This is a genomic window from Campylobacter sp. BCW_6873 (genome assembly GCF_001762365.1).
In the GTDB taxonomy this organism is placed as follows: Bacteria; Campylobacterota; Campylobacteria; order Campylobacterales; family Campylobacteraceae; genus Campylobacter_D; species Campylobacter_D jejuni.
Map to the genome: position 1 here is coordinate 26,226 of NZ_MJWS01000077.1, position 25,734 is coordinate 51,959.

General features: G+C 29.5%; 24 protein-coding genes, 2 tRNA genes and 1 pseudogene. 18 read left to right on the forward strand and 9 right to left on the reverse strand.

The features are described from left to right. Window positions 1–35 precede the first annotated feature (35 nt). Window positions 36–935: a cysteine synthase B gene (gene cysM, locus AJ932_RS06665; RefSeq protein ID WP_070210065.1), complete on the forward strand. Its 900-nt coding sequence runs from the start codon at window positions 36–38 to the stop codon at window positions 933–935. Between the two features lie 6 nt (window positions 936–941). Here the strand turns inward: cysM and AJ932_RS06670 are convergent, their stop codons facing one another. From AJ932_RS06670 to AJ932_RS10800, 4 genes and pseudogenes are all read right to left on the reverse strand, one after another. Beyond that, window positions 942–1,502 (reverse strand): SCO family protein, encoded by a 561-nt coding sequence (locus AJ932_RS06670; RefSeq protein ID WP_070278557.1) that lies wholly within the window; start codon window positions 1,500–1,502, stop codon window positions 942–944. Then, window positions 1,499–1,951, reverse strand: coding sequence for a hypothetical protein (locus tag AJ932_RS06675; RefSeq protein ID WP_002861605.1), 453 nt, complete (start codon window positions 1,949–1,951; stop codon window positions 1,499–1,501). The genes AJ932_RS06670 and AJ932_RS06675 overlap by 4 nt, the downstream gene beginning before the upstream one ends. 3 nt (window positions 1,952–1,954) lie before the next feature. After that, window positions 1,955–2,374, reverse strand: a complete 420-nt coding sequence (locus AJ932_RS06680; RefSeq protein WP_002861604.1) for a copper chaperone PCu(A)C — start codon at window positions 2,372–2,374, stop codon at window positions 1,955–1,957. Window positions 2,375–2,459: 85 nt separating this feature from the next. Next, window positions 2,460–2,890, reverse strand: a pseudogene (locus AJ932_RS10800) (hypothetical protein). Window positions 2,891–3,057: 167 nt separating this feature from the next. On the opposite strand from AJ932_RS10800, the gene AJ932_RS06690 reads away from it, so the two are divergent. The 4 genes from AJ932_RS06690 to AJ932_RS06705 all read left to right on the forward strand — a co-directional run bounded on the left by AJ932_RS06690 (window position 3,058) and on the right by AJ932_RS06705 (window position 7,062). Next, window positions 3,058–4,035 (forward strand): murein L,D-transpeptidase family protein, encoded by a 978-nt coding sequence (locus tag AJ932_RS06690; RefSeq protein WP_004305957.1) that lies wholly within the window; start codon window positions 3,058–3,060, stop codon window positions 4,033–4,035. After that, window positions 4,036–5,022, forward strand: a complete 987-nt coding sequence (locus AJ932_RS06695; protein WP_002861602.1) for an alanine racemase — start codon at window positions 4,036–4,038, stop codon at window positions 5,020–5,022. A gap of 2 nt (window positions 5,023–5,024) precedes the next feature. Next, window positions 5,025–5,492 carry a tRNA (cytidine(34)-2'-O)-methyltransferase gene (locus AJ932_RS06700; protein WP_002921721.1) on the forward strand — a complete coding sequence of 156 codons (468 nt, stop codon included), beginning with the start codon at window positions 5,025–5,027 and terminating at the stop codon, window positions 5,490–5,492. A 103-nt stretch (window positions 5,493–5,595) separates the two neighbouring features. After that, window positions 5,596–7,062 (forward strand): alanine/glycine:cation symporter family protein, encoded by a 1,467-nt coding sequence (locus AJ932_RS06705; protein WP_002861600.1) that lies wholly within the window; start codon window positions 5,596–5,598, stop codon window positions 7,060–7,062. Between the two features lie 20 nt (window positions 7,063–7,082). On the opposite strand, the gene AJ932_RS06710 is transcribed toward AJ932_RS06705, so the two are convergent. Then, on the reverse strand, window positions 7,083–7,814 hold the full coding sequence (locus tag AJ932_RS06710; RefSeq protein ID WP_002861599.1) for an amino acid ABC transporter ATP-binding protein: 732 nt from the start codon (window positions 7,812–7,814) through the stop codon (window positions 7,083–7,085). Continuing rightward, window positions 7,807–8,550 (reverse strand): amino acid ABC transporter permease, encoded by a 744-nt coding sequence (locus tag AJ932_RS06715; protein ID WP_004305952.1) that lies wholly within the window; start codon window positions 8,548–8,550, stop codon window positions 7,807–7,809. Before AJ932_RS06715 ends, AJ932_RS06710 begins: the two co-directional genes overlap by 8 nt. A gap of 82 nt (window positions 8,551–8,632) precedes the next feature. On the opposite strand from AJ932_RS06715, the gene AJ932_RS06720 reads away from it, so the two are divergent. After that, window positions 8,633–8,812: a hypothetical protein gene (locus tag AJ932_RS06720; RefSeq protein ID WP_072224015.1), complete on the forward strand. Its 180-nt coding sequence runs from the start codon at window positions 8,633–8,635 to the stop codon at window positions 8,810–8,812. After that, window positions 8,805–9,374, forward strand: coding sequence for a DJ-1 family glyoxalase III (locus AJ932_RS06725; protein WP_004305949.1), 570 nt, complete (start codon window positions 8,805–8,807; stop codon window positions 9,372–9,374). Before AJ932_RS06720 ends, AJ932_RS06725 begins: the two co-directional genes overlap by 8 nt. Before the next feature lie 29 nt (window positions 9,375–9,403). Here AJ932_RS06725 and AJ932_RS06730 read toward each other — a convergent pair whose 3' ends face one another. After that, a complete protein-coding gene (locus AJ932_RS06730) occupies window positions 9,404–9,769 on the reverse strand; it encodes a histidine triad nucleotide-binding protein (RefSeq protein ID WP_002857192.1) in 366 nt (121 codons plus the stop codon). Between the two features lie 123 nt (window positions 9,770–9,892). Between AJ932_RS06730 and pheS the strand changes: the two genes are divergently transcribed. The 10 genes from pheS (at window position 9,893) to abc-f (ending at window position 23,047) form a co-directional block, all read left to right on the forward strand. Then, window positions 9,893–10,885: a phenylalanine--tRNA ligase subunit alpha gene (gene pheS, locus AJ932_RS06735; protein WP_004305945.1), complete on the forward strand. Its 993-nt coding sequence runs from the start codon at window positions 9,893–9,895 to the stop codon at window positions 10,883–10,885. Then, window positions 10,882–13,203: a phenylalanine--tRNA ligase subunit beta gene (gene pheT, locus AJ932_RS06740; protein ID WP_044780503.1), complete on the forward strand. Its 2,322-nt coding sequence runs from the start codon at window positions 10,882–10,884 to the stop codon at window positions 13,201–13,203. The genes pheS and pheT overlap by 4 nt, the downstream gene beginning before the upstream one ends. After that, window positions 13,200–14,486 (forward strand): 3-phosphoshikimate 1-carboxyvinyltransferase, encoded by a 1,287-nt coding sequence (aroA, locus tag AJ932_RS06745; protein WP_070278559.1) that lies wholly within the window; start codon window positions 13,200–13,202, stop codon window positions 14,484–14,486. The genes pheT and aroA overlap by 4 nt, the downstream gene beginning before the upstream one ends. Further along, window positions 14,476–15,309: a 4-hydroxy-3-methylbut-2-enyl diphosphate reductase gene (locus AJ932_RS06750; RefSeq protein WP_002861592.1), complete on the forward strand. Its 834-nt coding sequence runs from the start codon at window positions 14,476–14,478 to the stop codon at window positions 15,307–15,309. Before aroA ends, AJ932_RS06750 begins: the two co-directional genes overlap by 11 nt. 132 nt (window positions 15,310–15,441) lie before the next feature. Next, a complete protein-coding gene (locus AJ932_RS06755) occupies window positions 15,442–17,112 on the forward strand; it encodes a 30S ribosomal protein S1 (protein ID WP_070278561.1) in 1,671 nt (556 codons plus the stop codon). Next, entirely contained in the window at window positions 17,112–17,600 is a 489-nt protein-coding gene (locus AJ932_RS06760) for a hypothetical protein (RefSeq protein WP_070278564.1), read from the forward strand. The genes AJ932_RS06755 and AJ932_RS06760 overlap by 1 nt, the downstream gene beginning before the upstream one ends. Beyond that, window positions 17,597–19,180 (forward strand): phosphoglycerate dehydrogenase, encoded by a 1,584-nt coding sequence (serA, locus tag AJ932_RS06765; protein ID WP_070278566.1) that lies wholly within the window; start codon window positions 17,597–17,599, stop codon window positions 19,178–19,180. Before AJ932_RS06760 ends, serA begins: the two co-directional genes overlap by 4 nt. Beyond that, on the forward strand, window positions 19,167–19,829 hold the full coding sequence (locus tag AJ932_RS06770) for a response regulator transcription factor (RefSeq protein ID WP_004305935.1): 663 nt from the start codon (window positions 19,167–19,169) through the stop codon (window positions 19,827–19,829). Before serA ends, AJ932_RS06770 begins: the two co-directional genes overlap by 14 nt. Beyond that, the gene (locus AJ932_RS06775) at window positions 19,823–21,112 is read left to right on the forward strand and encodes a sensor histidine kinase (RefSeq protein WP_070278568.1); all 1,290 of its coding nucleotides are present in this window, start codon (window positions 19,823–19,825) and stop codon (window positions 21,110–21,112) included. Before AJ932_RS06770 ends, AJ932_RS06775 begins: the two co-directional genes overlap by 7 nt. Window positions 21,113–21,115: 3 nt before the next feature. Further along, window positions 21,116–23,047: a ribosomal protection-like ABC-F family protein gene (abc-f, locus tag AJ932_RS06780; protein ID WP_070278570.1), complete on the forward strand. Its 1,932-nt coding sequence runs from the start codon at window positions 21,116–21,118 to the stop codon at window positions 23,045–23,047. 30 nt (window positions 23,048–23,077) lie between these two features. Here abc-f and AJ932_RS06785 read toward each other — a convergent pair. Both AJ932_RS06785 and AJ932_RS06790 read right to left on the reverse strand, forming a co-directional pair. Further along, a tRNA-Gly gene (locus AJ932_RS06785) sits at window positions 23,078–23,152 on the reverse strand. Window positions 23,153–23,162: 10 nt separating this feature from the next. Beyond that, window positions 23,163–23,249 (reverse strand) — tRNA-Leu (locus AJ932_RS06790). A 180-nt stretch (window positions 23,250–23,429) separates the two neighbouring features. Between AJ932_RS06790 and flgL the strand changes: the two genes are divergently transcribed. Then, window positions 23,430–25,679, forward strand: a complete 2,250-nt coding sequence (gene flgL, locus AJ932_RS06795; RefSeq protein WP_044779240.1) for a flagellar hook-associated protein FlgL — start codon at window positions 23,430–23,432, stop codon at window positions 25,677–25,679. The last annotated feature ends 55 nt before the right edge of the window (window positions 25,680–25,734 follow it).

Here is a 25,734-nt window from a genome sequence, read left to right on the forward strand (position 1 = left end):
ACTACCATTATTAAATAAAAAAGGATATTAAAATTATGAAAGTACATGAAAAAGTAAGTGAGCTTATAGGAAATACTCCCATTATACATTTGAAAAAATTTGGTATCAATGTTTTTGCTAAATGTGAATTTTTAAATCCTAGTCATTCTATAAAAGATAGAGCAGCTTTTGAAATGATTAAAGATGCTTTAGATAGTAAAAAAATTAATCAAGATACTACAATAGTTGAAGCAACTAGTGGAAATACTGGAATTTCTTTGGCTATGATTTGTGCAGATTTGGGACTTAAATTTATTGCTGTAATGCCTGAATCTATGAGTTTAGAAAGAAGAAAAATGATAACACTCTTTGGCGCTAGGTTAGAATTAACTCCTGCGAATTTAGGAATGAAAGGAGCGGTTGATAAAGCAAATGAAATATTGTTAAATACTCCAAATTCTTTTATGATTTCTCAATTTGAAAATATTTCAAATAAAAATGCGCATCGTAAGAATACGGCTTTAGAAATTTTAAGAGATTTGGATAATAAGCTTGATATTTTTGTAGCTGGTTTTGGAACTGGCGGTACTATTAGTGGAGTTGGGGAAATACTAAAAGAAAAATTAGAAAAAGTGCATATTGTTGGAGTCGAGCCTCTAAATTCTCCATTGCTTAGCAAAGGTGAAGCGGGAAGCCATAAAATACAAGGAATAGGGGCGAATTTTATACCTGCTATTCTAAATAAAGAAGTTATAGATGAAGTGATCACGGTAAGCAATGAAGATGCTATAAATACAGCCAAAGAGCTTGCCAAAAGTGGTTTAATGGTAGGTATATCAAGTGGAGCAAATGTATTTGCCGCAAGTATGCTAGCAAAGAAATTTCCAGATAAAAGAATTTTAACTATGCTAAACGATACGGCTGAAAGATATCTCTCAACTGATCTTTTTGCTTAAGTATAATTATTGAGAATTTAGAAAAATTCTAAGTTCTCTTAAAATTTCTTGTGGATTTAAATCGCTAATTTCTTTATAAAAATGACTTTTTTCATCAATAAGATAAAGCATATTGCTATGTGCTATAGAATAACCCATAAAAGAATCATTTAGATCTATTTTTTGATATTGAACATTATATTGTTTTGTTATTTTTTGAAGAGTTTTTTCATCTTTTGCAATTAAAGCATCTGCTTTTGGGTAAAAGTATCGTAACCATTCGTTTGTATTACTTAAGTTATTATCTCTATTTAGATCTAAAGAAATAAAAAGAAGGTGAGCCTTAGGATTATTGATTTGCTTTAAGGCTTTGCCTACTAAACTAAGAGTTGCTGGACAAACATCAGGGCAATAAGTGTATCCAAAATAGATAATAAGCTTATCTCCTTTAAAATCTTTTAGGGTGGCTTCCTCTTTTAAATCTGATTTCAAGATAAAATCATAAGAATTTTGATGATTTTTAATAAAAAATATTACACCTAAAATAATGGCAACTATAACTATAAATAAAATAATATTTTTTTTCATTTTTTTAGCTCAAAATCAAAATAAAACCCTATGGGTTTATTATTATCCATAAATTCTACCCTAAAACGCATAGTATCTAAAACACAAGTAGCAAGAACTATTTTGCTTTCATAGTCTGTTAAATTTAATCGATGTATTTTAGGCTTAATTTCACCCATATACATATTTAATCCATAAATTTTAATTCCTAAGTTGTTATAATTTCCTAGATTTACAATCTTTAGATTTGTAACATCTAAAGATTGTAAGGGTTTGGGATTTAGGGAAATTAAGACTTCTTTATTATTAAAACTATATGTGCAGTCTTTAACATTAAGATCACAAGTCAATGGGGTGGAAAAATCAGCTTTTGTTATTTTTTGAGAATCTTTTATTATATAAAAATCAAAAATAATATATAAAGTAGCAATAACAAAAGCAAAAGCTAGGATAAAAATAATTTTTCTCATTAATTAAAATTCTTTAGAATCAATATTTTTTAACTCTATGGTTTTGTGATTATTAAATTTTAAATCTAACTTTACCTTCGTATCTTTAATAATAGGTTTTTTTAGTTTTAAAAGCATTATATGGTAACTTCCTGATTTAAGTTCTGTGCTTGAATGAGCTTTTATAATAATTTCAGGAATTTTTTGCATCATCATTTTTCCATCTTTATGTATATGTGTATGCAGTTCACTTGCTTCACTGATATCGCTTTTGACACCTATTAAAGCAATATCTTTATCAGTATTATTAAAAATGGTAAGAAAAATAGCACTATTTTGCGCATGAGGTGGAGTTTGTTTTACAAAGGCATTTTTTACCTCTATATCATTAACAGCCCAAAGATTTACAGCAAAAAGAGCGCCTAAGAGAAGAATTTTTTTCATATTGCATCCTTATTTTTATAACATTAAACATTTGTTCATTATATCAAAAAATATTTTTATTTGAATATAAATTTTTTAAAATCTTTCAATGTGTGTTACCTGTTTGAAAATTTTTTGCATAGTAACATCACAATCAAAGAAAAAACCAGTTGGAGTATTATTGTCTAAAAATTCAACCCTAAATCTAGAATCATTGGTAATACTTCCATCTATAAAATTTATAAGAATATCACCATTAACTATATAAATTTAGGAATTTAAACTATAAATTTTAATCTTTAAATTAGAATAATGAGGAGAATTTTTAATTTTTATAGTAGTTTTATTGAAAATTTTTATAGGTTTTGGGTAGGCTGAAACTTCAATATTTTTTTATTAAAAGAAAAACACAATCTTGTAAATTTAAGTCACAAGCTAGATCTTGGCATGTATTTAAGCTAAATATACTTTCTTTTTATCATATAATACATAAAAAGCTAAAAACAAAATGCCTAAAAAGATATTTCTATAAAAAATTTCTTACCACCATAGACAACCTTTTAAAACAAGCCTTTATGATTTATTAAAAATAATATCATAAATAAGGTCGCATTATTAATATAATTAATATTTTTTAAGAAAAAAAATATTATAATCACAAACATTTTTGACTTAAAAAATTTTGAAATACCTAAGGAAAAACATTGTTAAAACGACTTACTTTATTAATTACACTTTCTTCATTGATGTTGCATGCCTCAGATCTTGTTAAAATTTATCTCAATCAAGGATTAGATGCTGTTGGCGTAGCGATTGAAAAAGAATTAACTCAAAAGGATTTTTGGTTAAGTGAAATAGGAGATAAAAATATTTCACTCGGATATTATGATGATAATGTTGCTATCGTGCTTGCAAATAAAACAGATAAAATTCTCCGTGTTTATTCTTACGAGGATGGAAAAATAAGAAAAGATTTTGAACAAAAAGAAATAATAACTGGATTAATGGGTGATAAAAAAATAGAAGGAGATTTGAAAACGCCAGTAGGTTTTTATGAGTTAGGCCGTAAGTTTAACCCAGGTGATCCTTATTATGGTCCCTTTGCTTTTGCTACAACTTATCCAAATTTACTTGATAAAGTACAAGGAAAAACAGGTGGTGGTATTTGGATCCATGGCTATCCTTTAGATGGTTCTAGACTTGATGAATTTAAAACAAGAGGGTGTATTGCTTTATTTAATAATAATTTGGAGAAATTTGCACAAGTTGTGCAAGACAAAAAAGTTTTTGTTATGACAGAAGAAAAAGAAAAAATTAGAGCTAAAAAGGATCAAATAGCTAGTTTATTGGCTGATCTTTTTACATGGAAACTAGCTTGGACAAATAGTGACACTAATACCTATTTAAGTTTTTATGATGAGCAAGAATTTAAACGTTTTGATAAAATGAAATTTGAACAGTTTGCTTCCATGAAAAAATCTATTTTTTCTCGTAAAGAAGATAAAAAGATTAAATTTTCAGATATTAATATCAGCCCTTATCCGAATTTAGAAAATGAAACTATGTATAGAATTTCATTTTATGAGGATTATTACACTAAAAACTATCAGTTTAGAGGCGATAAAATTTTATACGTTAAGATAGATAGTAAAGGTAAAATGAAAATTTTAGCAGAGCAATAAATGTCTTTAATAAAAATTGATCAAAAAGCTTATGAATATAATTTAAGACATATTGCTAAAAAAATAGGGAGTTTTCAAAGATTAATTTGCGTTTTTAAAGATAATGCATATGGACATGGAGCTAAGCTTTTAGCTCCATTAGCCAAAAATTTAGGAGTTTCTTTTGTTGCTGTTAAGAGTGAAGAAGAAGCTCAAGAAATCGAAGAATTTTTTGAGAATATATTAATACTATCACACCGTCCTCATGGTAATGAAAATTCTCGATTTATTTATGCTTTAAATGATATTTCCCAAGTAAAAAAATACAAGCAAGATATAAAAATACATCTAAAAATAGATACAGGCATGCATCGCAATGGAATTTGTGTAGAAAATTTAGAGCATGCTATAAATCTTATTCGAAGTAGTGATTTAAAACTTACTGGAATGTTTACACATTTTGCTAGTGCAGATGAAATGGATGGAAGTTTTTTTGTTCAAAAAGAAAATTTTCAAAAAGCTAAAAAGATAGTAAAAAAATATTTTTCAAATTTATTATTTCATTCGCATAATTCTGCAGCATTATTTAGAGGGAAAATTCCTGAAGATGAATATTGTAGAGTTGGGCTTGTTCAATTTGGATATGGGGAATCAAATTTAAAAAGAGTTTTAAGTTTGTATGCTCATAGATTAAGTCAAAGGATTTTACAAAAAGGACAGAGTATAGGATATGGAGGCATTTTTACTGCTGCAAAGGATATGGAAGTAGCAACTTATGATTTGGGTTATGCTGATGGTCTTTTCCGTTACAATGGAAAAGGGGAGTTAGTGCTTGGAAATGGAAAAGTAATACTTGGAAAGATGTCAATGGATAGTTTTTCTTGTGAAAATTCTGGTGAGGAAATTTGCGTGTTTAAAGATGCTGATATTTGGGCTGATTTTTTTCATACTATTAACTATGAAATTTTAGTAAAATTAAACCCTAACATTCAAAGAGTTCTAGTATAAACATGTTTAATATAGTTTTAGTTCACCCTAGAATACCGCAAAATACAGGTAGTATAGGTAGAATGTGTTTTAATGCTGGTTTTAAACTTCATATTGTTAAACCAACTGTTTTTGATATTTCTCAAAAGGCTGTTAGAAGAGCAGGACTTGATTACTGGGATAAATTAGAGCCTATTATTTGGGAGAATCTTGAAGAATTTTTAAATGAAAATATGATTTATAAAAATCGCTTTTTTTTCGCAACAACTAAGAGTCAAAAAGCTTATTTTGATGCAGAATTTCAAAAAAATGATTTCTTATTCTTTGGAAGTGAGAGTTATGGCTTACCTATGGAATTAATGCAATTAAATTGGGAAAATGCTATAACTATACCTATGAAATCTTATGGAAGAAGTTTAAATTTAGCTACAAGCGTTGGTATAATCTCTTATGAAGCTTTAAGACAAAATTTTAGCAATTTTGTTTCTTAAAAGTTTCAAATTTACACAATAACTTAAAACAAATAAAATCATAAAGTCCTTTTTATAAAAATTATGTTAAAGTAAAATTTAGATTATTTTTTGAGGAGTTTGGATGAATTTAGATATTATACTAGATTTTGCCAATAAAGCGTCTGATATTATAGCTAATAAGATTGTCCCAAATACAGACATTATTATGGTAGTTTTACTTATTGTTTGTGGGCTTTATTATAGTTTTTTAACTCGCTTTGTTCAGTTTCGTATGTTGAGTTCTGTATTTAAAATTCTTACAGAAAAAAACGAAGGACACACTAAAGAACATATTTCACCTTTTCAAGCATTGATGATCTCAACTGCTTCTAGAGTTGGTATAGGAAATATCGCTGGAATTTCTTTGGCATTGGCTACAGGTGGAGCTGGTGCTTTATTTTGGATGTGGGTTATGGCATTTTTTGGTGGTGCCTCAGCATTTGCTGAAAGTACCTTAGCTCAAGTTTACAAATCAAAAGATGATACAGGCGGGTTTAAAGGTGGTCCAGCTTATTATATAAAAAAAGCCTTAGGCTCACATTTTTTTGGAGCTTTTTTTGCTTTTATTCTTATTATTACTTATGCTTATGGATTTAACGGACTTCAAAGTCAAACAATGACTTCGTCTTTTAAAGTTTATTATGATATGTTTAATCCAAATGCTGCTGTAGATTTTGCATCAAGTTCTTGGCCAATGATTATTGGTATTGTTTTAACTATTTTTGGTGCATGGATGTTTTTTTCTCACCATACTAAAATAGGTAAAATTAGTTCTTTAATTGTTCCTTTTATGGCTTTAGCTTATGTTTTACTTGCCGTGATTGCTGTTTTAATGAATTTTGATAAAATTCCTTCTGTGGTTCATATGATTTTACAAAGTGCTTTTGATTTTAAAGCGATTTTTGGTGGTTTTGCTGGTTCTGCTTTAGTTATAGGGATTAAAAGAGGACTTTTTTCAAATGAAGCAGGTATGGGCTCGGCACCTAATGCAGCTGCAGCAGCTTTGACAAGTCATCCAGCTAAACAAGGTGTTATACAAGCCTTTTCAGTTTTAATTGATGTTGTTGTTTGTACAAGTTCTGGATTTTTAGTTCTTTTTTCTATGGCATATTTAGGACTTGGAGAAAGTAAAATCGATGGTGGAATGCCTTTAGTTCAAGAAGCTATGCGTGAGTATTATGGTAGCTTTGGAATCCATTTTATTACTATAGCTATTGTTCTTTTTGCAATAACTTCTTTAATAGGAAATTATTATTATGCTCAAGCTAATGTTAAATATTTAACAAATTCCAAATTTGTAATGAATTTGTTTAGAATTACAGCTGTAGCTATGATTTTTATAGGCTCGCAAATGAATTTAAAACTTGCTTGGAATTTGGCTGATTTGACTATGGCTTTCATGGCAACGACAAATATTATATCTTTATTGCTTTTAGGTGGTATAGTAAATAAAGTTTTAAAAGATTTTAATACGCAACAAAAATCTGGTATAGATCCTAAATTTAACGCTAGTAAACTTGGAATTAAAAACGCTGAATGTTGGGATTAAAATTCATAAGCCTTAATGGCTTATGAATGATTTAAAACCTTGTTTAAAAATTCTCTCAATCTTTCATTGCTAGGATTTTCAAATACTTCTTTAGGGCTTGCATCAACAGCAATTTTTCCTTTATCCATAAAAAATATACGATTGGCAACATTTCTAGCAAAACCCATTTCATGGGTTACCACAAGCATAGTTAAACCTTCTTTTGCAACATCTTTCATAATGCTTAGAACCTCGCCTATCATTTCAGGATCTAGAGCTGAAGTAGGCTCATCAAATAAAATAACATCAGGATTCATCATCAAGCTTCTAGCAATAGCTATGCGTTGTTTTTGTCCACCAGAGAGCTTATGGGGCATTATATTTTCTTTGTCTGCTAAACCCACCTTAGCAAGAAGTATTTTTGCTTTTTTTATGGCTTCTTCTTGACTTAAAATTCCTGTTTTAATGGGCGTTAAACATAAATTTTCCATAACATTTTTATTAGCAAAAAGATTAAAATGCTGAAATACCATGCTAACTTTTTGCCTGATCTTATTAATATCAATTTCTTTATCAAGTATGTTTTGCTTATTGATTAAAATTTCCCCACTATCAGCTACTTCTAAGCGATTGATGCAGCGTAAAAATGTACTTTTTCCTCCTCCACTTGGACCTATGATAGCTATTACATCGCCTTTTGAGATTGTAGTGTTAATATTTTTTAAAACTTCTAATTCTCCATATTTTTTTTGTAAATTTTTAACTTCAATCATTTTTATTCATCCTAAGTTCAAGTTTTTTTGCAAAATAACTAAAAATTTTTACACTTACGTAATAAACAAGTCCAGTGAAAATAATAGGTTTTGGATTGTAAAGTACGGCTTGCAAGCTTTGACTTTGCATGGTAATATCAACAACACTAATAAATCCTACAACAGAAGTTTCCTTAAATAAAGAAATAAATTCATTAGCTAATGCAGGTAGAATGTTTTTAGTAGCCTGAGGAAGAATAATTTCTTTCATTGAAGTTTTGTAATCAAGTCCCATTGCTCTTGCAGCTTCCATTTGTCCTTTATCCACACTATTAATGCCACTTCTTACAATTTCTGCTATATAAGCCGAGCTATTAAGTCCTAGTGCAAGAATGGCTGCATAAAGGTTATCTATAAAAGTAAAAATTACAAAAGCAAAAATCATCAATTGTAAAATTACTGGTGTTCCTCGTATAATGTCTATATATTCATCTATAATAAAATTAAGTGTTTTAAATTTAGAGAATCGTAAAATAGCTAAGCCAAAACCAATAATCACTCCGATAATAACAGCACAAGCAGTTAATAAAAGCGTAATAAGATAACTTTTTAAATAAGCTTTTGCATTTTCTGTATAGCCATAGCTTACAACTCCGCTAGGATCTTGAATTTTTAATATTTCTATAGGGAAAGAAAAATAGCCCCATAAAATAATAATAACAAAAAAAACAAAAATTCTTATATTTTTCTGATTCAATTTGTAAACCTTTTCAGAGAAATTATTTAAAAAAAGATTTTATAGAAATATCTTTGAATTTTCTCTAAAGATTTAAAAAAATATGTTAGAATTTCCTAAAAATAAGGTTGTATTTATGGAAATTTTAAATTTCATTCTAATAGTTATTTTTGTGTTTTTAATGATTGTTTTGGTCATAGGATTCAATCATCAAATGATGCAAAAAAACAAAGAAAGAGAAGAAAGATTTAAAAAATATAAAAAAGGAGAACAAAATGAGTAAAAAAGTATTAATTCCATTGGCTCAAGGTTTTGAAGAAGCTGAATTTATAGGAATTGCAGATGTTTTAAAACGAGCAAGAGAATTAAATCCGGATTTGGAAGTTGTTATAGCTTCGTTAAATAGTGAGTTATTAGTAAAGGGTGCTAATGGCATTAGTATAAAAGCAGATTGTTCTATAGAGGATGTTGATATAGAAAATTTAGATGCCATTGCTTTGGCGGGTGGCTTTGAAGGTATGATGAATCTTAAGAATTCAAATATTATTTTAAATATCATTAAACAACTTCATAGCAACAATAAAATTGTTGCCGCAATCTGTGCTTCTCCTATAGTCTTAAATGAAGCAGGTGTTTTAGAGGGCGAGTTTGCTTGCTATCCTAGTTGTGAAGTTGGACTTAATGGAAATCGTGTTAACAAGGCTGTAGTTGTAAATAAAAATGTTATAACTTCAGCAGGTCCAGCTACGGCAATTCTTTTTGGTTTAGAACTAGCTAAAAAGTTATGCGGTGATGAAATTTATCAAAAATTATACGAGGGAATGTTGCTACCTCTGACAAAATAATTTAAATGGTAGTTTTTCTACCATTTAAATTAAAATAAAGCTTGAGGATTTTCTTTTTTTGTTTTTTCCTTAGGCAGTTCAAAACCTCCAAGCATATGAAAATGCAAATGAAAAACTTCTTGTCCGCTATTTTTTCCACAGTTTGTTACCAAGCGATATCCACTTTTATCTACGCCTAAAAGAACAGCTAATTCTTGTATAAAACTTGTCATTTTGGCCATAAGTTCAGGATCAAATTCTTGAAAGTCTTTAAAATGTTTTTTAGGGATTATAAGTATATGTATGGGTGCTTTGGGTGCAATATCATGAAATGCTAGAAAATCGTCACTTTCAAGCACTTTATTGCATGGAAGTTTACCTTCAACTATGAGTTCAAAAATTGTTTTTTCTTGCATTATTTATCCTTTTTTATTGTTGGTTTGATACAATTATATCTTTAAAGTTTGGTTTTTATGCTGAATTTAAAATAGTTTTTAATAGAATTAGAACTTGAAATATTTTATTTTAAGGTAAGAAAATTGCAAAATTTTATAGAACAGATTCAAAAATGTGAGAATTTAAATGATTTGGAAGCCATTAGGATTTCCGTTCTTGGAAAAAAAGGTATTTTAACAGAAGGCTTTACAAAGCTTAAAGAGTTAGAAGATGAGGCGAAAAAAGAATTTGCTGCTAAACTAAATGCACAAAAAGAAATATTTAATGAGGCTTATTTAGCTAAATTTAAAGATTTGGAAAATCTTGCTTTAGAAGAAAGAATGAAACAAGATGCTTTAAATTTTAACTATTTTGATGAAAGTATTACAACAGGTGCCTTGCATCCTGTTATGAGTACCATGGATAAAATCATAGAGTATTTTATAGCTTTGAATTTTAGCATAGAAAAAGGGCCTTTAATAGAAGATGACTTTCATAATTTTGAAGCGTTGAATTTACCTAAATCTCACCCTGCAAGAGATATGCAAGATACCTTTTATTTTGATGATAAAAGGCTTTTAAGAACACAAACTTCGCCAGTGCAAATACGGACAATGCTTGCACAAAAACCTCCTATTAGGATGATAGCCCCTGGTGCTGTATTTAGAAGAGATTTTGATATTACGCATACTCCTATGTTTCATCAAGTTGAAGTCCTTGTAGTGGAAGAAGGGCAAAAGGTTAGCTTTGCAAATTTAAAAAGTGTATTGGAAGATTTTTTGCGTTATATGTTTGGAGATGTGAAAGTTCGTTTTCGTCCAAGTTTTTTTCCATTTACAGAACCTTCTGCTGAAGTTGATATTTCTTGTGTATTTTGCAAAGGAAAGGGTTGTAGAGTTTGCAAACATACAGGTTGGCTCGAAGTTTTAGGATGTGGAATAGTTGATCCTAATGTTTATAATTTTGTTGGTTATGAAAATGTAAGTGGCTATGCTTTTGGATTAGGAGTAGAACGTTTTGCAATGCTTTTGCATCAAATTCCAGATTTAAGATCTTTATTTGAAGGTGATTTAAGATTATTGGAGCAGTTTAGATGATAATTACTAAAAGTTGGTTGAATGATTGGTTAGAACTTGAAGAAATAAGTTCAGATAAAATAGCTAAAACTTTAAACTCTATAGGTATAGAAGTTGATAGAGTTGGCGCTTTAAAGGCTCCAGATAAAGTTGTTGTAGGCTATGTTAAGGAAAAAATTAAACATGAAAATTCAGATAAATTAAGCATTTGTCAAGTTGATATCGGAAGTGAAACCTTGCAAATTGTCTGCGGTGCTGCGAATGTTGATGCAGGACAATTTGTAGCTGTTGCAACTAAAGGTGCTATCATGCCAAACGGTATGGAAATAAAAGAAGCAAAATTACGAGGAGTGGATTCTTGTGGTATGCTTTGTTCTAGTTTAGAACTGGGTTTTGAAAAAATCAATGAAGGAATTATGCTTTTAGATGAGAGTATAGGGAAATTAGAACTTGGGAGACCTTTAAATACTTATGAAATTTTTAATGATGAGCTAATAGAAGTAGAACTTACTCCTAATAGGGGTGATTGTTTAAGTATTTATGGCATTGCTCGTGATTTAGCTACAGCTTTAAATTTAAATTTAAAAGAACCAAAACCATTCAAAGAAAGTGAAAATGTTTTAGGTATTGGTAGAATTTTGCGCTTAGCAGCTGAGAAAGAACTTAACGGACTTTATAATTATCGAGCCATAGAGCTAAAAGAAGAAATTCAAACAAATTTATTGCTTAGTTTAAGACTTGCTCAAATTGAAAGTTTGGGAAAAAATTCCATAGAAAATTTATTAAATTATGCAACGCATTCAACTGGTGTTCTTTTTAATGCTTATGATTTAAGTAGTTTTTCTGAAAAAGATGAAGAATTTACCATTAATTTAAGCAAGCAAATGCATGGAGAAACAAAAGTATCTTACAAAGATAAACTTTTAAGCTTTAGCGGAATTTTCCAAAATAATGAAAGTAGATGCAAAGATGATTCTAAAATAATTATTATTGAGGCTAATTATACCGATCCATTGGTGATTGCAGATGCTAAAATATATCATAAAGATCAAGATGAAAAAATACTTTATAGAAGTTTTAGGGGAAGTGAGCCTAAATTAAATTTAGGAATGGATTTTTTACTTAGTATTTTTGAGCAGATTCCAAATCTTGTTATTTATAGTTCTTCTCAACAAATTTTAACCGACAAAGAATTACCAATCATACCAATAAGTATTGAAAGTATTGGCGATATAATAGGGCAAAATGTTGATAAAGATGAAGTATTAAAAATATTGAAAAAATTAGGTTTTGAACTTATACTTTCAGGCGAAGGGCTTATAAATGTTAAAGCACCTTTACATCGTCCTGATATTAAAAATTTATCAGATATTTGCGAAGAAGTTGTAAGAATTATAGGTATTGATAATATTGCTTCCAAGGGTTTAGAATTTGTAGAAAAAAATCGTTTAAATTCTGCATATAAAAATTATATTGAGTTTTTAAATTTAAGGAAAAGAGCAGTAGCTAGTGGTTATTTTGAAAGCTTACATTATGTTTTAGACAATGAAGAAGAACTTAAAAGATTGGGTTTTGACTCTGTTAAATTAAAACTAATCAATCCAATTACAGCAGAACTTAATACTTTAAGAACAACCCTTTTAAATCATTTATTGAATGCAGCAAGTTTAAATGCAAAAAATTCTAAAAAAATTATTAAACTTTTTGAACTAGGGGTTGTTTTCAATGTCAATAATCAAGAATTAAATCGTATCGCATTTATCCATTCTGGCTTAAAAGAAGAAGCTAAAATTTCCAACAAGGCAAAACCTGAATCGGTGCAATTTTATGATTTTCTTTTAGACATTAAAAATATTATAGGCGATTTTAAACTAAAATCATCAAAATATAATATTTTAAGCCCTTATGAACAAGCAGATATTTATCTATCAGATATTAAAGTAGGTTTTATAGGCCGTTTGCATTTAAAAATAGAAAATGAGAGAGATTTGCCAAAAACATATATTTGCGAACTTGATTTAGATTTAATTAAGCAAGATTTTAAAATAGCTAAGCCTTATTCCAAATTCCCAGCTATCACCAGAGATCTTAGCGTGTTAATACCTAAAGGTTTTGAATACAATCAGATTAAAAATTGTATCGAAGAATTAAATTTAGAAATACTTGAAAATTTTCGTTTAGTTGATATTTATAGCGATGAAAACCTTAAAGAATTTTATAGCATTACCATAAGTTTTTCTTTTAGGGATATAAATAAAACTTTAGAAGATAATCAAGTAAATGAATGCATGGATAAAATTTTAAATACTCTTAAAAATTTGGGTCTTGGTTTAAGATGAAAATTTACAAATTGCAAACCCCTGTAAATGCTACACTTGAAAATATAGCAGCAGATAAAAGCATATCTCATCGTTTTGCTATATTTTCGCTTTTAACACAAGAAGAAAATAAGGCTCAAAATTATCTCTTAGCTCAAGATACTTTAAACACTCTTGAAATTATAAAAAATCTTGGAGCTAAAATTGAAGAAAAAGATTCTTGCGTCAAAATTATACCCCCTAAAGAAATTTTATCTCCAAATTGTATTTTAGACTGTGGAAATTCAGGAACTGCTATGCGTTTGATGATAGGATTTTTAGCAGGAATTTCTGGTTTTTTTGTTTTAAGTGGAGATAAGTATTTGAATAATCGTCCTATGAGAAGGATAAGCAAACCACTTACTCAAATAGGCGCTAGAATTTATGGAAGAAATGAGGCAAATTTAGCTCCACTTTGTATAGAAGGTCAAAATTTAAAAGCTTTTAACTATAAAAGCGAAATTTCTTCAGCTCAAGTTAAAACAGCTATGATTTTATCTGCTTTTAGAGCTGATAATGTATGCACTTTTAGTGAAATTTCTCTTAGTCGAAATCATAGTGAAAACATGTTAAAGGCTATGAAAGCTCCAATAAGGGTTGGCAACGATGGCTTAAGTCTTGAAATAAGTCCTTTAAAAAAACCTTTAAAAGCTCAAAATATAATCATTCCTAATGATCCTTCTTCGGCTTTTTATTTTGCTTTAGCAGCTATTATTTTGCCTAAATCTCAAATTATTTTAAAAAATATTTTACTTAATCCTACTCGTATAGAGGCGTATAAAATTTTGCAAAAAATGGGCGCCAAACTTGAAATGACAATAACTCAAAATGATTTTGAAACTATTGGTGAGATCAGGGTAGAGTCTAGCAAGCTTAATGGCATAGAAGTTAAAGATAATATCGCTTGGTTGATAGATGAAGCGCCTGCTTTGGCCATAGCTTTTGCTTTAGCTAAGGGTAAATCTAGTTTAATAAATGCTAAAGAATTGCGCGTTAAAGAAAGCGATAGGATTGCTGTGATGGTTGAAAATCTAAAGCTTTGTGGTGTTGAAGCTAGAGAACTTGATGATGGTTTTGAAATAGAAGGTGGATGCGAACTAAAATCTTCAAAAATTAAAAGCTATGGGGATCACCGTATTGCTATGAGTTTTGCTATTTTAGGTTTGCTTTGTGGAGTTGAGATTGATGATAGTGATTGTATAAAAACTTCTTTTCCAAATTTTATAGAGATTTTATCAAATTTAGGAGCTAGGATTGATTATTGAATTAGCAAAAAACTATGGTTTTTGTTTTGGTGTTAAAAGAGCTATTAAAAAAGCAGAACAAATAAAAGATGCCGCAACTATAGGTCCTCTTATTCATAATAACGAAGAAATTTCTCGTTTACAAAAAAATTTTAATGTCAAAACTTTGGAAAATATAAAAGCTTTAAGCAATGAAAAAAAGGCTATTATAAGAACTCATGGTATTACAAAGCAAGATTTAGAAGAATTGAGAAAAAAAGATATAGAAATTTTTGATGCCACTTGTCCTTTTGTTACAAAGCCACAACAAATTTGCGAGCAAATGAGCAAGGAGGGTTATGAAGTTGTTATTTTTGGAGATGAAAATCATCCCGAAGTTAAAGGAGTAAAAAGTTATGTAAGCACAAAAGCTTATGTAGTTTTGGATAAAAAAGAGCTTCAACATATAAAACTTCCTAATAAAATAGCTGTAGTAAGCCAAACAACTAAGAAGCCTGAACATTTTATGGAGATAGTAAATTTTTTAATACTTAAAACCAAAGAAGTAAGAGTTTTTAATACTATATGTGATGCAACCTTTAAAAATCAAGATGCCATTAAAGAACTCTCGCTTAAAAGTGATGTTATGGTTGTTGTAGGGGGTAAAAACTCAGCCAATACAAAACAACTTTTTTTGATTGCAAAAACCAATTGTGAAGATAGTTATCTAATTGAAACCGAAGAAGAGTTAAAAAAAGAATGGTTTTTAGATAAAAAACATTGTGGTATTAGTGCAGGTGCTAGTACTCCTGATTGGATCATACAAAAAGTTATCGCCAAAATAGAAAATTTTAAAATTAATTAAAAAATGTTTTCAATATAGAATAAAAAAGTCAAAAATTTAAAAAAAATTAACAAAAATAAAAAAACTTAACACTAATTAAAGAAAAATAAGGTAAAATCAATCAATTTCTAAAAATTATTTTAAAGGACCATAATGAGCGAGGTGAACAAAAAAGTTCAAGGCATTGTAGACGATTATCTTGAGGAAGAAGATTTTGGACTGCTTTTAGAGGCTTTCGATAAATCAAGAGAAGAGGCTACAACAGAGGGTGTGATTGTAGAGATCAAAAATGATGAAGTTTATGTAGATATAGGCAAAAAATCTGAAGGTATTTTAGCTCTTAGCGAAATACAAGATGACAATTCTAAGCTATTATTTAATGTAGGCGATAGTATTAAAGTTTCTGTTATGGGTTCTCGTGGTGGCAGATCTTTACTTTCTCATAAAAAAGCTTTGAGAAAAGAAAAAGTTATTGAATTTATTAAAAACTATCAAGAAAATCAAGATGATATTTTTACCGTAAAAGTAGTTGGAAAAAATAAAGGCGGATTGATAGTTGTTGATGAAAATGATGTTGAATTTTTCTTGCCAAAATCTCAATATGGCTTCAAAGAAACAAATAACATTATAGGCAAAACGTTTAAAGTTAAAATTATTAAAATCGACAAAGATGAGCAAAGTATCATTGTTTCTCGTAAAAAAACTTTAGATGAGGAGAGAAGAAAACGCAAAGAATTGATCAATAATGTAGCACAACAAGAAGATTTAATTGAAGGTATTGTGAAAAAAATTACCACTTATGGTATGTTTGTAGATGTAGGAGGTGTTGATGGCCTTGTTCATTACAGCGAAATTTCTTACAAAGGACCTGTAAATCCTGGAACACTTTATAAAGAGGGCGATAAAGTTCCAGTTAAAGTAATAAAGTATGATAAAGAACGCAAACATTTATCCTTATCTATAAAAGCGGCTTTACCTGATCCATGGAGCGAGATAAAAGATACTCTTGATGTAGGTGATACCATTAAAGTAATAGTATCAAATATAGAGCCTTATGGTGCTTTTGTAGATTTAGGAAATGATATAGAAGGATTTTTACATATCAGTGAAATTTCTTGGGATAAAAACATCAAAAATCCAAAAGATTATATCAACAAAGGTCAAGAAATTGATGTTGAAGTAATTGAAATCAATCCGAATGAAAGACGCTTAAGAGTATCTTTAAGAAATTTACTTTCTAGACCTTTTGATGAATTTATGAAATCTTACAAAATTGCAGATGTGGTTGAAGGAGAAATTACCTCGGTAACTTCTTTTGGTGCATTTGTTAAACTTGGCGGTATTGAAGGTTTATTGCATAATGAAGATGCTTCTTGGGATAGAAACGATAAGTGCAAAGATAAATTCTCCCAAGGGGATAAAATCAAAGTAAAAATTATCAAAATAGACGAAGAAAACCAAAAAATATCATTAAGCACAAAAGAATTAAGCAGTTCTCCAGTGCAAGAATATGCCAAAATTCATAAAGTCGGCGATATTGTAAAAGGCGCTATCCGTGATATTAAAGATTTTGGTGTTTTTGTAGAGCTAAGTAAAAATGTTGATGCTTTAATTCATAAAGAAGATATAAGCACTTCTATGCTTGAAAATTTGAAAATTGGCGACGATATTGAAGCTGCTATAGTTTTTATTGATGAAAAGAAAAATAGAATTCGCCTAAGTGTTAAAAATCTTATTAGAATGAAAGAAAGAGAAGTTCTTAATGAAATCAATAATGATGATAAAGTGACTTTAGGTGATATCATTAAAGATCAGCTAACTTAATGAAAAAATACATTACAATAAGCATTTTGAGTATTTTATTACTCATTTTGCTTGCTGTTGTTTTTACATTACTTTGGCAATTTAAAGCTAATGTAAATTTCATTCCACAATTTGCTAAAGATACAAATACGCAGCCAAGTATTCAAGCTCAAAATCAAGATCTTTCATGGCAAGAAGAAATAGCAAAATGGCCTACAAGAGATTTTACCCCAGCAGCAGAAAAATTTACCTTATATTTTGATGTGGATACTAGCGAGCTTAAGGAGAAAAATAAATATTATCAACTTATAGTTGGAAAATATGATATTTATTCTATGTTTTGCTTAAGACAGACTTTAAATTCTTTTAATGTGAAGTATTTTCTTCTTAAATCAGGCGATAGTCCAGAAATCTTTTTGGATACAGGTAATGAAAAACTTATAGATGATATTATGAAAGAATTAAAAAAATATAAAATAAATACAGAAGTAAAGGAAATTTGGCTATGAAAAAAAAGATTATAGTATGTGATGCTATTTTGGATAAAGGTGTCGATATCCTAAGAAAGGCTGAAGATATTGAGCTTATAGAAGCTGCAAAAGTTCCAAAAGATGAACTTATGCAAATGCTAGGTGATGTTGAAGTTGCTATTACTAGAAGTTCTACAGATGTAGATATAAATTTCTTAAATCATGCCAAAAAATTAAAAGCGCTTGTGCGTGCTGGGGTGGGCGTAGATAATGTTGATATTCCAGAGTGTTCTAAAAGAGGGGTGATTGTGATGAATGTCCCAACTGCAAATACTATTGCCGCAGTTGAACTAACAATGGCACATCTTTTAACATCAGCTAGAAGCTTTGTTAATGCTCATAATTTTTTAAAAATTGAAAGAAAATGGAAAAGAGAAAAATGGTATGGCATTGAATTGATGAACAAAACGCTAGGGGTTATAGGTTTTGGAAATATAGGTTCAAGAGTAGCTATCCGTGCTAAAGCATTTGGTATGAAAATTTTAGCCTACGATCCGTATATTTCTACTTCTAAGATTACAGATTTAGATATGGAGCAAGCAAAAAATTTGGATGAAATTTTAGAAAAAAGTGATTTTATTACCATTCACACACCAAAAACCAAAGAAACCAATGGTATGATAGGAAAGCAAGAAATTGCAAAAATGAAAGATGGAATAAGATTAATAAATTGTGCTCGCGGAGGATTGTACACAGAAGAAGCTTTATATGAAGGTTTAAAAAGTGGCAAAATAGCATGGCTTGGTATAGATGTATTCGATAAAGAACCTGCGACTAATCATCCTCTTTTAGACTTTGAAAATATTTCAGTTACTTCTCACCTAGGAGCGAATACTTTAGAAAGTCAAGACAATATCGCAAGAGAAGCTTGTGAGCAAGCACTAAGTGCAGCACGAGGCGTGGCTTATCCTAATGCCTTAAATTTGCCAATTAAAACCGAAGATTTACCACCTTTTGTAGCTCCTTATATAGAACTTGTTTCTAAAATGGCTTTTTTAGCTGTTCAAATTGATAAAAATCCTATAAAAAGTATTAAATTAGAGGCTGAAGGAATTATTGGCGAGTATGCAAATTCTATGCTAACCTTTGCAGCTGTTGGTGCTTTGGGTGGAATTTTAGGAGAGAAAATTAATTATGTTAATGCAGAATTTGTTGCCAAAGAAAAAGGAGTTGAATTATCTTGCGAAACTCTTCCAAATAGTGGTTATAATAATAAACTTAGCGTTAAAATTATCACCGAAAATTCAAATATCAGTGTTTCAGGAACAGTGTTTAATGAAAATGAACAACGCATAGTTGGATTAAATGGCTTTAAAACTGATTTTAAGCCAAAAGGGAAAATGATTATTTTTAAAAACAAAGACATACCAGGAGTTATAGCTAAAATCAGCTCCGTTTTGGCAGCTAAAAATATCAATATAGCTGATTTTAGGCTTGGTAGAGATGGTTTTGGGTATGCTTTGGCTGTTGTTTTGATTGATGAAAAAGTTCAGAAAGAAGTATTAGATGAACTAAAACAATTAGAGGCGTGTGTATTTGTCCAATATGTTGAAATTTAAAATTTTAATTATAGAAGATGATATAGATTTAAACGAACTGCTTGTTTTAAAGTTAAAATCTAGTGGTTATGAAGTTATATCTTTAGTGGATTTTTTTGGAGTTGAAGATTTGCTCGATAATGAGCAAATCGATCTTTTAATAGTCGATAGAAATTTGCCCAGTGGAGATTCTTTAGAAAAAATTCAAGATTTAAGAGAGCAAGGATATAAAGAAGCAGTTATTTTTCTTACAGCCAAGGCTTTGCATCAAGATTTGCTCGAAGGCTTTGAAAGTGGTTGTGATGATTATGTTTGTAAACCTTTTGATTTTAATGAGCTTTTGCTTCGCATTAAAGCAATTTTAAAACGCCATAAAAAAGAAGAAGAAAAACTATCTTTTGGTGATTTTATTTTAGATTTGGCTAATTATGAATTCTTTTACAAAAATCAAAAATTAGAAATCTCAAATCTTGACTATGAGCTTTTAAAATATTTTTTTGAAAATCCAAATACCTTGCTTACTAGACAATTTTTAAGCGAAAGCGTTTGGAAAGATGATACTACAAGTGATAAAACAATCAATATAGCTCTAACAAGACTTAGAAATAAATTTCCAAAACTAAAAGATCATATTATAAGCGTTAGAGGTGTTGGCTATAAATTATGCTAAAAACTAAAAATATTTTTATAGTTTTTTTTGTTGTATTGGCTTTGATTTTTGGGTTTATTTTTTGTACTTTTACTAACTCTTATCTTAATTTCTTGCTTATAAAACAATATGAGCAAAAAATCAAAAGCCTTGATGATGTTTTAAAATTTTCTCTCTTAGAACATTTAAATGATGCTAATATCAAGGATTTTGCTAAAGATACTAGGGCTGATTTTATTATCCTAAACAATGATATGAAAATAAGTTCTGTAAAAAATCCTGATTTTTTTTCTAATCTTAAAGAAGGAGAAATTTTAAATTTCGATTCAAAAAAAATTCTCACTAAAAGCTTTATTTACAAAGGATATAAATATATTATTATTGTTTATCCTCGTTTTTTAGATTTAGAACTTTTTTGGACAAAAATGGCAATCGATTTTGGAGTGTGCTTGCTGTTTGTTTTTATTTTAATGTTGTTGCTAGGTAGAAGAATAGAGAAAAATTTTAATAAAATTTTGGATTTTTTAGATTCTATAGGGGATCATAAAGTTGTTATATTAGAAAAAGGAATGTTTAAAGAATTTAATTTGCTAAATGAGAAGCTTTTAAAAACTAAGGATAAAATTCTAAAGAATACCCAGAAAAATAAAAAACAAAGCGATAAAATCACTTTAAAAAATACTCAGCTTGCTAGTGTGATTTCTGCTATTTCTCATGAGCTTAAAAATCCATTAAGCGTGATTGATCTTAGCTTAGAGATGTTAAAAGATGAGAAATTGGAAGATAAAAAATTAAAAAAGGAATTACTGGAAAAAATTTCACGTCAAAGCGTTAAGCTTAATGCTTTAACCCATAAGCTTAATTTTGTTTTTAATCTTAATAGTGAAGCCTTGCAGATGCAAGAATTTGATCTTTTTTCTCTGTGTGAAAAAATCACTAAAAACCCTGGCTTTGAAAGAGTTGTATTGCAAGGTAAAAGCACGAAAGTTAAGGCTGATGAATTTTTAATCGAGCAAGTGATTATAAATTTGCTTTCTAATGCTTTAAAATATAGTCAAAAAGAAGTCATTTTAACAGCAAGAGATCAAAAGATAATAGTGCAAGATTTTGGAAAAGGTATAGAAGAAGATAAAATAAAATTGATTACAAAAAAATTTTATAAAATTGATGTAAAAAGTGATAATTCTTTTGGTTTGGGACTTTTTTTAGTAAAGAAAATTTTAAGTATACATAAAAGTTATCTTGAAATTTCTAGCACTTTAGGCTATGGTTCTAGTTTTAGTTTTAAACTCAGTCAAGGATAAAAAATGGCTCTTATAGATTTAATTGAAGCTTCAAAAAAATTTGGAGACAAAATAGTTTTAAATGAAGTAAATTTTAGCGCAAACGAGGGAGAAAAGATTGCCATTATAGGCAAAAATGGAGAAGGAAAATCTACTTTTTTAAAAATGCTTTTAGGCGCACTTCCTTTAGATAGCGGTAGAGTAATAAGACAAAATGGAAAAAGCATAGCCATGCTTTCACAAACCGTTGATTTTAACGCAAATTTAAGTGTAAAAGAAGCCATCAAGCAAGAGCTTGCAGAAATTTACAATGCCTTAGAAGAATATGAAATACTGCATAAAAAATTAGAAGAAGATCCTAGCAATAAAGATTATCTTAAAAAAATAGATACGCTTATGACTTTGATTGATAGTAAAGATGCTTGGAATATAGAATCTAAAATAATACGCGTTTTAAAAGAATTTAGTTTGCTTGAGTATGAAAATCGTATTATATCTACTTTAAGTGGTGGAGAAATACGCCGCGTTGGCCTTTGCATACTTTTACTAAAAAATCCTGATATTTTATTGCTTGATGAGCCAACTAATCATTTAGATGTATATATGACAAGCTTTTTAGAAGAATTGCTAAAAAATTCAAAGATGTGTGTGATTTTTATTTCCCATGATAGATATTTTATTGACGCTATAGCACACAAGTGTATAGAAGTGGAGCAGGGTAAACTTAGTATTTTTAAAGGCGGATATGCAAACTATTTAGAGAAAAAAACACAAATTTTGCAAAGCCTTGCTAAGAGCCATGAAACTCTTTTAAAGCAATTAAAAAGCGAAGAAGAATGGCTTAGAAGAGGGGTTAAGGCAAGACTTAAAAGAAATGAAGGACGAAAAGAACGCATTTTTAAAATGCGTGAAGAAGCGAAAAAAAATCCCGGAGCAATCAAACGCTTAAAACTTGAAATTTCAAGAGCGGCCTTAAATTTTAATGGAGGAAAAACGATCAATCGTAAAAAAATGCTTTTTGAGCTTAAAAATATAAGCAAAAATATAAACAATAAAAATCTTTTTAAAGATTTTTCAACGCGTATTTTACAAGGTGAACGCATAGCTATCGTAGGAAGAAATGGTTGTGGAAAATCGACATTGTTAAAAATTCTTCTAGGGCAAATAAAACAAGATAGCGGTGAAATAAAACGCGGAGAGCTTAAGATAGGATATTTTGATCAAGCTAGAAGCTTGGTAAATTCTGATAAAAGCTTGCTTGAAATTTTTTGTCCCAATGGTGGAGATAGGGTTGAAGTTCGTGGTAAAAATATGCATGTTTATGGATATTTGAAAAATTTTTTATTTCCTAAGGAATTTTTAGATAAAAGTGTGGCTCTTTTAAGTGGTGGAGAGAAAAATCGCGTTGCTTTAGCCTTGCTTTTTACTAAAGAATATGATGTTTTGATTTTAGATGAGCCAACTAATGATCTTGATATAGCTACGATTAATATACTAGAAGAATACTTACTTAGTTTTGAAGGGGCTATTTTGCTAGTATCACACGATAGATATTTTGTTGATAAAATCGCAACAAAACTTTATGCTTTTGAGGGAAATGGATATATAAATATTTTACACACTCTTTATACTGAATATCTTGAAAATGAAAAAGAAATTGAAGAATTGGATAATTTTGCTTTAGAGCTTCAAACCCAAGAGCAAAATAATAACCAAAAAGAAAAAAGCTCTAAAAAATTAAGCTACAAAGAAAATGAGATATTAAAAAACCATCCTGAAAAAATAGATTTTTTAGAGCAAAAGATAGCTAAATTAAATCAAGATTTATCCGATCCAAATGTATATCAAGAAATAGGTATTAACAAGCTTTATCAAGAGCTTGAAGTAATGCAAAAAGAACTTGAAATTCTAGAAAATGAGTATTTTTTAGTATTAGAGAAAAGTGAGAATTTATAATTAATAAAGATTTTATATTTTTTTACTCTATGGAGCGGGAAACGAGATTCGAACTCGCGACCCCAACCTTGGCAAGGTTGTGCTCTACCCCTGAGCTATTCCCGCAAAAAATAAGTGGTGCCCGAGGTCGGACTCGAACCGACACAAGGTTGCCCTTACCAGATTTTGAGTCTGGCGCGTCTACCAGTTTCACCACTCGGGCTCATTTTTAAGATTTAAAGTTGAAATTATACTTTTTTAGACTAAAAAATACTTTAAAAATAAAAAGTATTTTCAAAAAGATTATATAAAATTATGTAATTTAAATTTTTGGAACAGTTATTGCTTTTGTTTATTAGCAATGTTTGAAAAGATTTTAACTTTAATACTTTAGAGGAAAAAAATGAGAATTACAAATAAACTTAATTTCACAAATAGTGTGAATAATTCTATGGGCGGTCAAAGTGCTTTATATCAGATATCTCAACAACTTGCTTCAGGTTTAAAAATACAAAATTCATATGAAGATGCAAGCATTTATATAGATAATACGCGTCTTGAATATGAAATTAAAACATTAGAACAAGTAAAACAAGCAACAAACAGTGCAAAAGAAATGACTCAAAACAGCATGAAAGCTTTGCAAGATATGGTAAAACTTCTTGAAGATTTTAAAGTTAAAGTAACTCAAGCTGCAAGTGATGGGAACTCTCAAACTTCAAGGGAGGCTATAGCAAAAGAATTAGAACGCATAAAAGAGAGTATAGTTCAGCTTGCAAATACTAGCGTTAATGGTCAGTATCTTTTTGCAGGCTCACAAGTTGCAAATAAACCTTTTGATTCCAATGGTAATTATTATGGAGATAAAAATAATATCAATGTAGTAACTGGAGCTGGAACTGAAAGTCCTTATAATATACCTGGATGGGATTTATTTTTCAAAGCAGATGGAGACTATAAAAAACAAATTACTACTAATATCAGTTTTACAGATAATCGTTATACAGATAAAGATAAACAAGAATATTTAAACGGGGATTCTGCTTGGAAGCAGCTTATCGGGCAAAATTATGTAAAAGATGGAAAATTAGATCCGGATATAGATTTTGAAGATAAAGACCGAAAACTTAATTTTCCACCTTCAACACTCTATGTTCAAGGAACAAAACCAGATGGAACAAGCTTTAAAAGTGCAGTTTTAGTAAAACCAGATGATAAAATAGAAGATGTATTAGAGCAAATTGGTGCACTTTATGGCAACACTGCTAATAATAAAGTTGTAGAAGTAAGCATCAATAATAGTGGTCAAATTCAAATCACAGATTTAAAACAAGGCAATAATAAATTAGACTTTCATGCCGTAGCCTATACTCCACAAATGGACAAAACAGAAAGTTTCAAGGCAATGGAAAAATTTGTTAAGGATAATGATCTTAACATGGATAATGTTACCAATGCTGTTATGCAAGAGGCTATGAAAAATGGTGATATTACCAATCCAACTAGTCCAGTTACTATTAAATTAACAGGAAAAGATGGAAAAGAGCAAGAGTTTACCTTTAGTTTAGCTCAAACTGATTTTATTAAAAGCAATATGACTGATTCAGCTGGCAACAAAGCCAATGGTGCAGATTATGATAATGTTTATTTTGAAAAAGATGGAAATACTGTTTATGGTAATGTTTCTCAAGTTATTAAAGGAAGTAATGCTTATGCAACTGATTCAACCAAACTTAGCGAGGTAATGGCAGGAAATAGTCTAAATGGTACTACTTTAAATTTAAAAGTCAATTCCAAAGGTGGAAATTCTTACGATGTTACTATAAATTTACAAACTTCAACTGTAAGCTATCCTGATCCTAATAATCCAGGTCAAACCATAAGTTTTCCTATAACCCATACTGATCCTGCAACTGGAAATAGTGGAGTTGTTACAGGATCAAATGATATTACTTATGGTCAAATCAATGATATTATAGGTATGTTTGCCGCAGATAAAATTCCAACCCAAAGCATAACAGCTACAAATGGAAAAGTTGATGCAAATGGTTATAATAGTTTACAACAACTCATGAAAGATTCTCAAGCTACTGTTGATGTAAGCATGGATTATAAAGGTCGCATTAGCGTTACCGATAAGCTATCCTCAGGAACCAACATAGGAATTTCTTTAAGTGATTCTCAAAGTGGACATTTTCCGCAACCACCTTATACTACAACTGCGCAAGTAGAGAATGGTCCAAATTTTAGTTTTAGTGCCAATAATGCTTTAGTTATAGATGAACCAAATGTTGATCTTATAAAAGATTTAGATACTATGATAGATGCGGTTTTAAGTGGTAATATGAGAGCCGATGGAAATTCGGCCGATCCAAGAAATACCGGAATGCAAGGAGCTTTAGAAAGACTCGATCATTTAGCAGATCATATCAGCAAGCTTAATACAACCATGGGAGCTTATCATAATACTATAGATGGTGTCAATACTCGAGTAAATTTCTTAAGCGTAAATGTGCAAAGCATTAAGTCAAATGTTATTGATGTAGATTATGGTGAAGCTATGATGAATTTAATGCAAGTTCAACTTGCATATCAAGCTTCTCTTAAGGCTAGTACAACAATTTCTCAACTTAGCTTATTAAATTATATGTAAAAATTTATGGTATAATTTGGCTTTGATTTTATTTTTAAGGAAAGAATATTAAAAA

Coding starts and splice junctions, on each gene's coding strand:
- AJ932_RS06700 (WP_002921721.1), top strand. CDS start 5,025: ATGTTTAATATAGTTTTAGTTCACCCTAGAATACCGCAAAATACAGGT.
- AJ932_RS06710 (WP_002861599.1), bottom strand. CDS start 7,814: ATGATTGAAGTTAAAAATTTACAAAAAAAATATGGAGAATTAGAAGTT.
- AJ932_RS06755 (WP_070278561.1), top strand. CDS start 15,442: ATGAGCGAGGTGAACAAAAAAGTTCAAGGCATTGTAGACGATTATCTT.
- serA (WP_070278566.1), top strand. CDS start 17,597: ATGAAAAAAAAGATTATAGTATGTGATGCTATTTTGGATAAAGGTGTC.
- AJ932_RS06675 (WP_002861605.1), bottom strand. CDS start 1,951: ATGAGAAAAATTATTTTTATCCTAGCTTTTGCTTTTGTTATTGCTACT.
- AJ932_RS06730 (WP_002857192.1), bottom strand. CDS start 9,769: ATGCAAGAAAAAACAATTTTTGAACTCATAGTTGAAGGTAAACTTCCA.
- AJ932_RS06720 (WP_072224015.1), top strand. CDS start 8,633: ATGTTAGAATTTCCTAAAAATAAGGTTGTATTTATGGAAATTTTAAAT.
- pheT (WP_044780503.1), top strand. CDS start 10,882: ATGATAATTACTAAAAGTTGGTTGAATGATTGGTTAGAACTTGAAGAA.
- AJ932_RS06705 (WP_002861600.1), top strand. CDS start 5,596: ATGAATTTAGATATTATACTAGATTTTGCCAATAAAGCGTCTGATATT.
- cysM (WP_070210065.1), top strand. CDS start 36: ATGAAAGTACATGAAAAAGTAAGTGAGCTTATAGGAAATACTCCCATT.
- flgL (WP_044779240.1), top strand. CDS start 23,430: ATGAGAATTACAAATAAACTTAATTTCACAAATAGTGTGAATAATTCT.
- AJ932_RS06725 (WP_004305949.1), top strand. CDS start 8,805: ATGAGTAAAAAAGTATTAATTCCATTGGCTCAAGGTTTTGAAGAAGCT.
- AJ932_RS06680 (WP_002861604.1), bottom strand. CDS start 2,374: ATGAAAAAAATTCTTCTCTTAGGCGCTCTTTTTGCTGTAAATCTTTGG.
- AJ932_RS06695 (WP_002861602.1), top strand. CDS start 4,036: ATGTCTTTAATAAAAATTGATCAAAAAGCTTATGAATATAATTTAAGA.
- aroA (WP_070278559.1), top strand. CDS start 13,200: ATGAAAATTTACAAATTGCAAACCCCTGTAAATGCTACACTTGAAAAT.
- AJ932_RS06670 (WP_070278557.1), bottom strand. CDS start 1,502: ATGAAAAAAAATATTATTTTATTTATAGTTATAGTTGCCATTATTTTA.
- AJ932_RS06775 (WP_070278568.1), top strand. CDS start 19,823: ATGCTAAAAACTAAAAATATTTTTATAGTTTTTTTTGTTGTATTGGCT.
- abc-f (WP_070278570.1), top strand. CDS start 21,116: ATGGCTCTTATAGATTTAATTGAAGCTTCAAAAAAATTTGGAGACAAA.
- AJ932_RS06760 (WP_070278564.1), top strand. CDS start 17,112: ATGAAAAAATACATTACAATAAGCATTTTGAGTATTTTATTACTCATT.
- AJ932_RS06770 (WP_004305935.1), top strand. CDS start 19,167: ATGTTGAAATTTAAAATTTTAATTATAGAAGATGATATAGATTTAAAC.